Raw genomic sequence first — 12,040 nt, 5'->3', positions numbered from 1 at the left:
TATATGGCTAAATATTTAGGTCCTAAGTTGAGGATAAGTCGTAGGGAAGGTATTGATTTATTTCTTAAATCTGGATTAAAAACTATTGATAGTAAATGTAAAATTAATCAATTACCTGGAGAACATGGAATTAAAAAAACTCGTTTATCTGATTATGGCATTCAATTACGAGAAAAGCAGAAATTAAAACGTATATATGGTGTTTTAGAAAAACAATTTCGTAATTATTATAAAAAATCATTACGTTTAAAAGGTAATACTGGTGAAAATATATTACGCTTCTTAGAAAGAAGATTAGATAATATTGTTTATCGAATGGGGTTTGGTTGTACTAGAGCTGAAGCTAGACAATTGGTTTGTCATAAATCTATTATAGTAAATAATTGTATAGTTAATATTCCATCATATAATGTTTTAATAAATGATAAAATTATTATTTGTGATAAATCTAAAAAACAATTACGTATAAAAGCTTCTATAGAATTTTCTGAACAACGTGAGTTGCCTAATTGGTTAAAAGTAAATAAAAATAATATGGAAGGTATTGTTAAACGTATCCCAAAACGTGATGATTTATATTCTGATATTAATGAACATATGATTGTTGAATTTTATTCTAAATAAAATATTTTAGGGGATTGTAATGCAGAATGGTGCTGTTATGTCTTTTCTAAAACCTCGTATTGTTAATATTGAACATATAAGTACTACTCATGCAAAGGTTGTTTTAGAACCTTTAGAACGTGGGTTTGGTCATACATTAGGTAATGCTTTAAGGAGGATATTATTATCTTCCATGCCTGGTTGTGCTGTTACTGAGGTTGAAATAGATGGTATCTTACATGAATATAGTAATAAAAAAGGTATTCGTGAAGATATTTTAGAGATTTTATTAAATTTAAAGGGATTAGCTATTAAAATTCATGAAAAAGATAATGCTTATTTAACTGTAAATAAAGTTGGTATAGGTACTGTTTTAGCAGTAGATATTAAACATGATAATACTATAGAGATAGTTAATAAAAATCATGTCATTTGTAATTTAACAGATGAATCTTCTTCTATTAATATGAAAATTAAAGTACAGCGAGGAAGGGGTTATGTTCCAGTTTCTTCTAGAATATCTATTGAAGGTGAAAATTTTTCTATTGGTAAATTATTAATTGATGCTTGTTATAGCCCTGTTGATAGAATTAGTTATAATGTTGAAGCAGCTCGTGTTGAACAACGTACTGATTTGGATAGATTGATAATAGAATTAGAAACTAATGGAACTATTGAACCTGATGAAGCTATTAGAAGAGCTGCTACTATATTATCTGATCAATTAGAGTATTTTATTTATTTACGTGATATGCATTATTCAGAAGTTGAAGAAGAAAAACCTGAATTTGATCCTATATTAATGAGATCTGTTGATGATTTAGAATTAACTGTTAGATCTGCAAATTGTTTAAAAGCTGAATCTATTCATTATATAGGTGATTTAGTACAACGTACAGAGGTTGAGTTATTAAAAACTCCTAATCTTGGTAAAAAGTCGTTAACTGAGATTAAAGATGTATTGTTTTCTAAAGGATTATCTTTAGGGATCAGATTAGAAAATTGGCCTCCTGTAGATATAAATGGTAAATAGGTTATTATTTTTTAGTTTTTTTATTTTATAAAATTAGGTTAAATTATTATGCGTCATTTTAAATCCGGTCGTAAATTAAATCGTAATTCTTCCCATCGTGATGCTATGTTACGTAATATGGCTAGATCTTTAATTATTTATGAAATCATTCAAACTACTTTATCTAAGGCTAAAGAATTACGTGGTTTTATTGAAAAATTAATAACTATAGCCAAGATCGATACTGTTGCTAATAGGAGAATTATATTTGCTTATTTACGTAATAAAGAAATCGTAACTAAATTATTTAAGGAAATATCTTCTAGATATAAAGATCGATATGGTGGTTATACTAGAATATTAAAAAATAATTTTAGGAGTGGTGATAATGCTAATATGGCCTTCATTGAATTTATGGATCGTTGTGATTAATTATTTAATTATTTTATATTTTTTAATTTAAAATATCACCTATTTTAAACCATTTTTTATTAGACAAAATTAAATGTTTTATTTTCATTTTTTTTTTTCCAGGTATTTGTATAATTTCTAAATTTAATATTCCATCATGTAAAATTATTTGTATTCCATTTTTATCAATAGAGATAATTTGTCCTTTTTTAAAAATATTTTGAGTGTTTTTTTTTTCTAAAATTTTTGCTTGCCATAATTTTATTTTTATTTTATTTAATTTAAAGTAACATACTGGCCATGGATTAAATGCACGTATTTTTCTTTCTATTTCTTTACTACTTTTATTCCAATTTATTTTTGCTTCTTTTTTTTTAATTTTATATGCATATGTTGCATTTGAATTATTTTGTTTAATAAATGTTATTTTTCCATTTTTTATTTTTTTTATAATTTTTAACATACTGTTGGAACCTAATTTCATAAGTTTTTTAGTTAGAGATTCACTATTGTCTTCTTTTTTAATTTTGTATTCTTTTTTATATATTATATCACCTTCATCTAATTTATTGTTCATTTGTATTATTGAAATACCAGATTTATTATCTCCATATTGTATTGATCTTTGTATAGGTGCTGCTCCTCTCCATTTAGGTAATAAAGATGCATGTATATTTATGGAGCTTATTCTAGGTATTTTTAATATTTTTTTTGGTATAATTAGTCCGTATGATACTGTTATTATTAGATCAATATTAAGATAATTTATTTTTTTAATATTATTTAATTCTTTTATAGATTTTGGACTATAAATAGGAATATTATACTTTTTATTTATGATTTTTATTTTTGAATAATATTTTTTATTAAATTTTTTATCAAGTTTAGTAAATATTCCAACTATATTATATTTATTTTTTATTAATGTTTTTAAATGATATAAAGCGAATTTTGATGTTCCAAAAAAAAGAATTTTTAATTTTTTTTTCATATTATTATTAATATTTAATATAAGAATTAATATTTTTTATTTATTTTTTTTATAATCTAAAATTAATTTTCCATTTAGATGATCTATCTCGTGTTGTATACATATAGCTAATAAATCATGTGCGTTTATATCATATGTTTCACCATTATAATTCATTGTATTTATCTTTATATATTTATATCTGTTTATTGATATTTTTATATTTGGAATTGATAAACAACCTTCTTTTATTGATATTGTTCCATTTTTTTTTATTATTTGAGGATTAATTAATATTATTGGTTTTGTTTGATTTTCTGATATATCTATAACTATAATTTTTTTATGTATATTAATTTGTGTTGCTGCTAATCCTATACCTTTATTAAGGTACATAATTTTTAGCATATCATTTATAATATTTTTAATTTTATTATTAAAATTATTTATTTTTGATGCTTTTATTCTTAATCTTATGTCTGGATGTATTAATATTTTTGGTATTAACATATTTTTTTAATTTTTTTCTAAAATATTTATTTTTATATATTTTATCTATGTTTTTTATATAAGTAAAATTTTTATATATTTTTTTATTTTATTATTTTATTTATATTTGTATTTAGAAATATTTGATTTTATATTATAAAATATTATTTTTTTTTATTTAATATATTTATTTATTATAGTAAGATTTGTTAATATTTTAAAAATAAAAGAATATATTTTAATAATATTTTTATATTAAATTTATTTTATTATTTTTAATTTATTTAAATAAAAATATTAATTTATATATGTTCTAAATTATTTTTTTGCATTTATTTTAGCTGATATAGTTTAGTGGAAAAACATACTCTTGGTATGAGTACATCTTCAGTTCGATTCTGAGTATCAGCATTAAGGATATATTTTTTATTTATAAAATTTTCTAATATAATTTTTTTATATTTTAATGTTAATTTTGTTAAGGGTATAATTATATGATGCGTATTATTTTATTTATATTTGCTAATTTTATGATTATGTTAGTTTTTGGTTTATTTTTAAGTCTTTTTAATATAACATTTAATAATTTTTATTTTTTAATTTTGTTTTCTGGTATTTTTGGTTTTTTAGGTTCATTGATATCATTATTTTTATCTAAACGTATTGCTTTATATTTTATCAATGGTTATATAATGAAATATCCCAAAAATAATTTGGAAGATATGTTGTTTAAAATTACTTATAATCAATCTAATATTTTAGGTATTAATATGCCTCAAATTGTTATTTATGAATCTTGTGATATTAATGCTTTTGCTACGGGTGCTTTTCGTAATTCTTCATTAATAGCTTTATCTACTGCTTTATTAGAAAAGTTAACTGAAGATGAAATTGAAGCTGTAATTGGTCATGAAATTAGTCATATATATAATGGTGATATGGTTACAATGGTTTTATTACAAGGTATTTTAAATACATTTGTTATTTTTTTTTCTCGTATTTTTTCTTATATCATTTCTTTATTATTTGTTAATAATAGAGAGGATAATGATCAATTTACTATTGATAATAGTTTATTATATTCTATTATATCTTTTATTTTAGAGATATTATTTGGAGTTTTAGCAAGTATTATAGTTATGTGGTTTTCTAGAAGACGTGAATTTTATGCTGATGCTAATTCTGCAAAATTGGTAGGTGTAGATAAAATGATATCAGCATTAAGATCTATTAAAATTTTTTATAATTTTAGTAATGTTGAGTCATCTTCTATTTTTCAATGTCTTTTCATTAAGAGCGGAAAAGAAGATCATTGGTTAAATTTATTTATGACTCATCCTTCTTTAGATAAACGTATTAATGCTTTGTTGAACAGTTCATATATTTAATAATATTAACTAAATATTAATATCTTTATTTTATATTTCTAATTTATATGTTACTATTAGTTTTATAGTGTTTATTTTGATTAAAATTTATTTATATTTAATTTTTATCAATTTTTAATAAAATGTTCTTTTTTATAAAAAAGTTCTTGAGATTAATAAATATATATGTAAAATCCAATATTATGTAAAACGAGATGCAGTTCTGTTTATGTATATATGGCATTTTAGTAGATAAGTTCAGAGTAAAGATGTTGTTTTATTTTCCTTGCCGAACCTTAAATTAGTGCCTTATTCATTAATATCTCTGTTTTCGATTTATTTTTTTTTTGGAAAACAAAATTTTTAAGGAAAATATAATGGCAAAAATTAAAGGTCAAGTTAAATGGTTTAATGAATCTAAAGGTTTTGGTTTTATTACTCCTTCTGATGGTAGTAAAGATGTTTTTGTACATTTTTCTGCAATTCAAGGTAATGGTTTTAAAACTTTGACTGAAGGTCAAAATGTTGAATTTGAAATTCAAGATGGTCAGAAAGGACCAGCAGCTGTTAATGTTGTAGCTATATAGTAATTTTTATTAATTTTAAAATTAATAATAAATTATTTTGTTAAGGGCTAACGCTAAGTGTTAGCCCTTTTTTTATTTTATTTTTTTATAATATTTGTTTAATCATAGATACAAAGTTTTTACCATTTAATGATGCATTTCCTATTAGAGTGCCATCGACATTAGGCTGTTTTATTATTTCATAAAAATTATTTATATTAACAGATCCTCCATATTGTATTATAGTTTTATTATGTAGTTCTTTATATTTTTTATATATATATGATTTTATATATTTATTTATTTTTTGTATTTCTTTAGGTTTTGGATATTTATTTGTACCTATTGACCATATAGGTTCATATGCAATTATTAATTTTTTTATTAATTTTTTTTTAGTATTTTTTAATATGGATTTTATCTGTTGTATACATATTTTTTTTGTTTGATTATTTTTATATTCTGTATAATTTTCACCTATACATAAAATTGGTATTAATCTGTTATCATTTACTAAATTAAATTTTTTCTCAATAATATTATTATTTTCATTGTGATATATTTTTCTTTCTGAATGGCCTATAATTACATATTTTATTCCTATATCTTTTAACATCTTTATTGATGTTTCTCCAGTATATGCACCTGATAAATGTAAATCGATATTTTGAGCTGCTAATTCTATATTTATTTTTTTTATTTTTTTTTTAGTATAGTCTAGATAAATTAATGGAGGTGCTATAATTATTTTTATATTTTTAGTTTTATTTATTATTTTTTTATATTTTTTTATTAATTTTTTTATTGTTTTTTTTGTTCCATTTAATTTCCAATTTGTTACAATTAATATTTTTTTCATTTAATTATCCTAATAAAATAAATATTTTTTTAGATCTTTATTATGTATTTTTATTTTTTAAATTACCAATATAATTCTGTTGTTATTTCTCCTTCTTTATTATTGAATCTTTTTCTTAATTTTTTTTTATCAATTAAAAATTTTTGTGTATCTTTAACCATTCCTGGATTACCACATAACATTATTTGACTGTTTTTATTTATTTCTAAATTTACATATTTTTCAATTATTCCTTTTTTTATTAATGTAGGAATATGACCATTAATTGTATTTTTGTTTATTTCTCTACTTGTTATTTTGACATAGTGTAATTTATTAATATTTTTATTTTGTAAATTTTGTATTAGTTTTATATAATTAAAATCTTCATATTTTCTAACTGCATGTACTAATACTATATTTTCAAATTTTGTTAATTGTTTTTTAGTTTGTAGAATTGATAGGTATGGACCTATGGCCGTTCCTGTAGCAAACATCCATAAAGTTTTACAACTTGGAATATTTTTTATTGTAAAATTTCCTATAGCATTTTTGCTGATTAAAATTTCATCTTTTATCTTTAGTGTTTGTAATTTTGTAGTTAAATAACCATTATTTATTTTAACTATATAGAATTCTAAATTTTTATTATTTGGTGAATTAACATATGAATATGCTCTTTGTATTATTTTTTTTTTATTGTCTTGTATTGCTAATTTTGTAAATTGTCCTGCTATAAAATTATTAATATGTGCATTTAATATTATGCTAAAAAGTCTATTATTCCAATGTAATATTTTAATTATTTTACCTTTTACCCATGTAGTCATTATTAGTTCCTTTTTTATTTTTTTAATATTTATTAAAAGTATATTATTTTTTAAATAAAAATTTTATTTTTAGTTTATTATTTCTTTTATAATTAAGTATAAATTAATAGTAATGATAAATGTTACAATAATCCATCCTGTTTTTTGTAATAATTTTGAGTTTACTAATTCTCCCATTAATTTTTTATTTCCAGTAAAGGATAATAATGGTATTAATGCTAATGAGATTCCAAAACTAAGTAATACCTGGCTTATGACTAAAATAGTAGTTGGATTTAATTTTATTAAAATTATAATAAAAGATGGTAAAATTGTTATTATTCTTCTTATCCATACTGGTATATAAAAATTAATAAATCCTTGCATCATTATTTGACCAGCCAGTGTTCCTACTACCGTTGATGATATTCCAGCTGCTATTAAACTTAATCCAAAAATAGTAGCAGCTGCTTGATTTAATAGTGGTTTTAATGTTAGATATGCTTGGTTTAAGTCTGTTATTTTCGTAATACCGTGATAATAAAATACTGCAGAAGATGTTGTAAGCATAGCTAAATTTATGAAACTAGCTATTGTCATAGCTATAGCTATATCTATTTTAGTAGATGCATATAATTCTTTTTTTGTTCCTATATTTGTTTTGTATTGTGTAAGAGACGAATGTAAATAAATGACATGTGGCATAATTGTTGCACCTAATATACCTGCAGATAAAAAAACTGAATTTGTAGTTGGTAGTGAGGGGATAATTAATCCTTTTATTAATAATGATAATTTAGGTTTTGAATAAAATAATTCTATTAAATATGCAGTTGCTACTAATAGTAATAATATTCCTATTATTATTTCTAAGGTTTTTTTTCCTTTTTTTTGTATTGTTAATATTAAGAATGTTAATATACCTACTATAATTGCACTATTAGATAAACTTATATTTGTTATTAATTTTATTCCAATTGTAGCTCCTAAAAATTCAGCTAAATCTGTTGCTATTGCGATTATTTCTGCTTGTATCCAATAAAACCATACTATTGGTTTTGGTAAATTATCCCTTATATGTTCCGCAAGGTTTTTATTTGTTGCTATTCCTAATTTTGCAGACATCAGTTGTATTAAAATAGCCATTATATTAGCTAATGTTACTACCCATAAAAGAGTGTATCCATATGCTGCTCCAGCTTGTATATTAGTAGCAAAGTTTCCTGGATCTATATAACCAATAGCTGCTATAAATGCTGGTCCTAATATTATTAGTTTATTTGATTTATTTTTATTTTTTTGTATCATTATTTCATTTGAAATGAATTAAATATTTTAATAATATTAATAACATAACATATTTGTTGTGATAATTTTATTTAGTGTTTAATTAAATATGTATTTTTTATTAAAAATATAATTTTATATTTAATGTTTTTATATTTTTTAGTAAATTTTGTTTTTATTTATATATTTTATCGAATTTTCTATTCTTTCTAATGCTTTATGTTTTCCTAATAAAGATATAATTAAAGATAAATTTGGAGATTTTGTTTGTCCAGTAATTGAAATTCTTAATGGCATATTTAAATCTATTATATTTAATTTTAATTTTTCTATTATTTTATTTATTTTTAATTGGATATTTGATTCATTCCATATTTTTATTGATGAAAATTCTTTTTTTATATATTTTAATGGTTTAATTGAATTTTTACATAGGTAATCGTTTTTTTTTAATTTAATATTTTTATATAAATAATTTGATTGTTTTATAATTTCTTTAAAAGTTTTACATCTAGGTATGAATATTTTTAAAATTTCAATTTCTAAATTATTTAATCTAATTTTATTTAATTTTATATAATTTTTAAAATTTTTTATAATTATTTTTTCATTTAAGTTTTTTAAATAGTGCTGATTTAACCATTTTAATTTATTATTATTTAATAAACTTGCTGATTTATTAACTTTTTTTAAATTAAATAGTTCTTTCATTTCAGTGATATTAAAAATTTCTTTATTACCGTGAGACCATCCTAGTCTTATTAAATAATTTAATAATGCTTCTGGTAAATAACCATTTTTTTTATATTCAAAAATACTTTTAGTATTTTTTCTTTTTGACATCTTTTCACCATTTTCATTAAGTATAATAGGAAGATGTGCATATATTGGAGGTTTTATTCCTATTGCATGTAAAATATTTATTTGTTTTGGTGTATTACTTATATGTTCTTCACCTCTAATTACATGAGTAATTTTCATATCCCAATCATCTATGGCTACACAAAAATTATATGTTGGTATACCATTGCTTCTTTGTATGATTAAATCATCTAATTCTTTATTTTTAATTTTTATTTTTCCTCTTATTTGATCTTTAAATACTACTTCTCCAAATTCAGGATTTTTAAATCTTATTACATATTTATTTTTTTTTAGTTTTTTTTTATTGTATCTACATAAATTATCATAACGAGGTTTTATTTTATTTTTTAATTGATATTTTTTTAGATTTTTTAATCTTTCTTTTGAACAATAGCATTTATAAGCTTTTTTATTGATTAACATTTTTTTTATTATTTTATTATATTTTTTTATTCTTTGAGATTGAAAATATATATTTTTATTCCAATTTAGTCCCATCCATTTCATATTTTTTATTATTTCTTTTACAAAATATTTTTTTGAATTTTTTTTATTTGTATCCTCAAAACGAAGTATAAAAGATCCATTATGTTTTTGTGCGAATAACCAAGAATATAATGCTGTTCTTGCCCCTCCAAGGTGTAATGATCCAGTAGGGCTAGGAGCGAATCTAGTTTTTATTTTCATATGATTTTAAATTTATAATATTAAAATATTTAATTTTATTAATTGTATTATAATTTTATATTAAATTTTTATTTTTTTATTTTTTTATTATAGTATAATTTAATTAAATATTATATGGGTGATTAGCTCAGTTGGTAGAGCATCTCTTTTACATGGAGAGGGTCGACGGTTCGAGTCCGTCATTACCCAATTTAAAAACTATGGGTCGTTAGCTCAGTTGGTAGAGCAGTTGACTTTTAATCAATTGGTCGCAGGTTCGAATCCTGCACGACCCATTTTTTAATTTTCATATATTATATAGATTTTTTTGTTTAGTTTTTTAATAATTTTTTTATTTTTATAAATGTATTTTATTATGTTTTTAGCTGTTTTTTTACCTATTTTTTTAATTGATATTAATTTTTTAAAATTAACATTTAAGAATCTTTTTACTGAATTTAATTTTGTTGCAATATTTTTTGCATTTGTTTTTCCTAATCCATTTATATTTAATGAATATAAAAAATTACTAAATTTTATTTTTTTAGCTTGATTAATTGATTTTATTATTTGTTTTGCTTTTTTTATTTTTATATTATTAATATTTGTCAGCATATTTATATTTAAATTAAGAATATCTATTGATGATTTTATGATTTTATTTTCTATTAATTTATCTATAGTTTTATTTCCTAAACCAATAATATTGTAAGATTGTTTTGATATAAAATATTTTAAATATGCTTTAAGTTGTGCTTTACATTTTAATCCTGATGTACATTTTATTATTGATAGATTATTTTTAATTTTTAAATCATTATTACATCCTGGACATTTATTGGGGATATTTATTATTTCTTTTTTATTTATTTTATTTTTTTTTATTACTTTAACAATTTTAGGAATTACATTACCTGCTTTTTTTAATATAATTGAATCTCCGATATTTATTTTTAATCTTTTTATTTCTTTGATATTATATAAATTAACATTTTTTATTATTGATCCAGATAATAATATAGGTATTAATTGTGCTATTGGTGTTATTATTCCTGTACGTCCAATTTGAAATTTTATTTTTATTATTTTTGTTTCTGTTTCATCTGATGGAAATTTATAGGCTACAGCCCATCTTGGAAATTTTGTTGTTTCACCAAGTTTTTTTTGATATTTTTTATTGTTAATTTTAATAACAATACCATCTACATCTATATTTAATTTATTTTTTTTTTTTAGTTTTTTTGAATAATAATTTAATATATCTTTTGTTTTGTTGTATATTTTTGTGTGTTTGCAAATAGGTATGCCCCATTTTTTAGCCATTATTAATGTTTTAAAGTGACTATTTGTTTTTATCTTTTCTTTTTTTAAATTAACATTATAACATATAAATTCTAATTTTCTTTTTTCTGTTATTTTGGGGTTTAATTGTCTTAATGAACCTGCTGCCATATTTCTGGGATTAGAGAATATTTTTTTTTTTTTTTGTTTGTTTAATAGTTCAAAATTTTTTTTTGATATAAATACTTCCCCTCTTATTTCTAAATATTTTGGTATATTATTAGCAGTAATTTTTAATGGTATTTTTTTTATTGTTTTTATATTATTTGTTATATCTTCTCCTATTTCACTATCGCCTCTTGTAGCTGCTTTTTTTAAAATTCCATTCTTGTATATTATACTAACAGCTAATCCATCTATTTTTAATTCACAACATAAATTAATTATTTTTTTTTTAGATAATTTTTTTTTTAGATAATTTTTAAAATTAAGGAAATCTTTTTTTTTATAAATATTTTTTAATGAAAGCATAGGTATTTTATGTGTTATTTTTTTAAATTTTTTATTTATTTGTCCTGTAATTTTTATTGTTGGTGAATTTTTTTTTATAAGATGAGGGTTTTTTTTTTCTAATTTTGATAATTTTTTTAACATATTATCATATGTTTCATCACTAATTTTTGGTTCATTTAGTACATAATATAAATATTCATGATATTTTATTTTTTTTTTTAGTTCTTTTATAATTTTTTTCATTAATTTTATTTTTGAATTTTTTTTTAGTTTAATTTATTTAATGATTATTATCAAATATTTATTTTATATTTATAGATATTATTTAATTATATTATTTGATATTTATTAGTTTTAATTGTAC

General features: G+C 20.5%; 12 protein-coding genes and 2 tRNA genes. 7 read left to right on the top strand and 7 right to left on the bottom strand.

Features of this window, described 5'->3' with window-relative positions; translation table 11 throughout:
• Nucleotides 1-3 precede the first annotated feature (3 nt).
• The 3 genes from rpsD to rplQ are packed head-to-tail and all read left to right on the top strand — an operon-like array spanning nucleotide 4 to nucleotide 2,047.
• Nucleotides 4-624 (top strand): 30S ribosomal protein S4, encoded by a 621-nt coding sequence (rpsD, locus tag C9I82_RS00965; protein ID WP_115955992.1) that lies wholly within the window; start codon nucleotides 4-6, stop codon nucleotides 622-624.
• A gap of 19 nt (nucleotides 625-643) precedes the next feature.
• Nucleotides 644-1,636, top strand: a complete 993-nt coding sequence (locus C9I82_RS00960; RefSeq protein WP_115955991.1) for a DNA-directed RNA polymerase subunit alpha — start codon at nucleotides 644-646, stop codon at nucleotides 1,634-1,636.
• Between the two features lie 48 nt (nucleotides 1,637-1,684).
• Nucleotides 1,685-2,047 (top strand): 50S ribosomal protein L17, encoded by a 363-nt coding sequence (rplQ, locus tag C9I82_RS00955; protein WP_115955990.1) that lies wholly within the window; start codon nucleotides 1,685-1,687, stop codon nucleotides 2,045-2,047.
• Between the two features lie 22 nt (nucleotides 2,048-2,069).
• Here the strand turns inward: rplQ and fmt are convergent, their stop codons facing one another.
• The gene (gene fmt, locus C9I82_RS00950; protein ID WP_115955989.1) at nucleotides 2,070-3,017 is read right to left on the bottom strand and encodes a methionyl-tRNA formyltransferase; all 948 of its coding nucleotides are present in this window, start codon (nucleotides 3,015-3,017) and stop codon (nucleotides 2,070-2,072) included.
• A gap of 36 nt (nucleotides 3,018-3,053) precedes the next feature.
• Entirely contained in the window at nucleotides 3,054-3,506 is a 453-nt protein-coding gene (gene def / locus C9I82_RS00945; RefSeq protein ID WP_115955988.1) for a peptide deformylase, read from the bottom strand.
• A 473-nt stretch (nucleotides 3,507-3,979) separates the two neighbouring features.
• On the opposite strand from def, the gene htpX reads away from it, so the two are divergent.
• Both htpX and cspE read left to right on the top strand, forming a co-directional pair.
• On the top strand, nucleotides 3,980-4,873 hold the full coding sequence (gene htpX, locus C9I82_RS00940) for a protease HtpX (protein WP_115955987.1): 894 nt from the start codon (nucleotides 3,980-3,982) through the stop codon (nucleotides 4,871-4,873).
• Nucleotides 4,874-5,229: 356 nt separating this feature from the next.
• Nucleotides 5,230-5,439 carry a transcription antiterminator/RNA stability regulator CspE gene (gene cspE, locus C9I82_RS00935; protein WP_115955986.1) on the top strand — a complete coding sequence of 70 codons (210 nt, stop codon included), beginning with the start codon at nucleotides 5,230-5,232 and terminating at the stop codon, nucleotides 5,437-5,439.
• An 85-nt stretch (nucleotides 5,440-5,524) separates the two neighbouring features.
• Here cspE and tpiA read toward each other — a convergent pair whose 3' ends face one another.
• The 4 genes from tpiA to gltX all read right to left on the bottom strand — a co-directional run bounded on the left by tpiA (nucleotide 5,525) and on the right by gltX (nucleotide 9,903).
• Nucleotides 5,525-6,277 (bottom strand): triose-phosphate isomerase, encoded by a 753-nt coding sequence (tpiA, locus tag C9I82_RS00930; RefSeq protein ID WP_115955985.1) that lies wholly within the window; start codon nucleotides 6,275-6,277, stop codon nucleotides 5,525-5,527.
• Between the two features lie 62 nt (nucleotides 6,278-6,339).
• A complete protein-coding gene (locus C9I82_RS00925) occupies nucleotides 6,340-7,086 on the bottom strand; it encodes an FAD-binding oxidoreductase (RefSeq protein WP_115955984.1) in 747 nt (248 codons plus the stop codon).
• 69 nt (nucleotides 7,087-7,155) lie between these two features.
• A complete protein-coding gene (locus tag C9I82_RS00920) occupies nucleotides 7,156-8,373 on the bottom strand; it encodes an Nramp family divalent metal transporter (RefSeq protein ID WP_115955983.1) in 1,218 nt (405 codons plus the stop codon).
• Between the two features lie 138 nt (nucleotides 8,374-8,511).
• The gene (gltX, locus tag C9I82_RS00915) at nucleotides 8,512-9,903 is read right to left on the bottom strand and encodes a glutamate--tRNA ligase (RefSeq protein WP_115955982.1); all 1,392 of its coding nucleotides are present in this window, start codon (nucleotides 9,901-9,903) and stop codon (nucleotides 8,512-8,514) included.
• A gap of 116 nt (nucleotides 9,904-10,019) precedes the next feature.
• Here gltX and C9I82_RS00910 point away from each other — a divergent pair.
• Nucleotides 10,020-10,092 (top strand) — tRNA-Val (locus tag C9I82_RS00910).
• A gap of 13 nt (nucleotides 10,093-10,105) precedes the next feature.
• Nucleotides 10,106-10,178 (top strand) — tRNA-Lys (locus C9I82_RS00905).
• 4 nt (nucleotides 10,179-10,182) lie between these two features.
• Here the strand turns inward: C9I82_RS00905 and ligA are convergent.
• The gene (ligA, locus tag C9I82_RS00900) at nucleotides 10,183-11,919 is read right to left on the bottom strand and encodes an NAD-dependent DNA ligase LigA (RefSeq protein WP_115955981.1); all 1,737 of its coding nucleotides are present in this window, start codon (nucleotides 11,917-11,919) and stop codon (nucleotides 10,183-10,185) included.
• Between the last annotated feature and the right edge of the window lie 121 nt (nucleotides 11,920-12,040).

This window comes from Candidatus Purcelliella pentastirinorum (genome assembly GCF_003391335.1).
In the GTDB taxonomy this organism is placed as follows: Bacteria; Pseudomonadota; Gammaproteobacteria; order Enterobacterales; family Enterobacteriaceae; genus Purcelliella; species Purcelliella pentastirinorum.
This window is presented reverse-complemented; position numbering and strand designations above follow the sequence as displayed.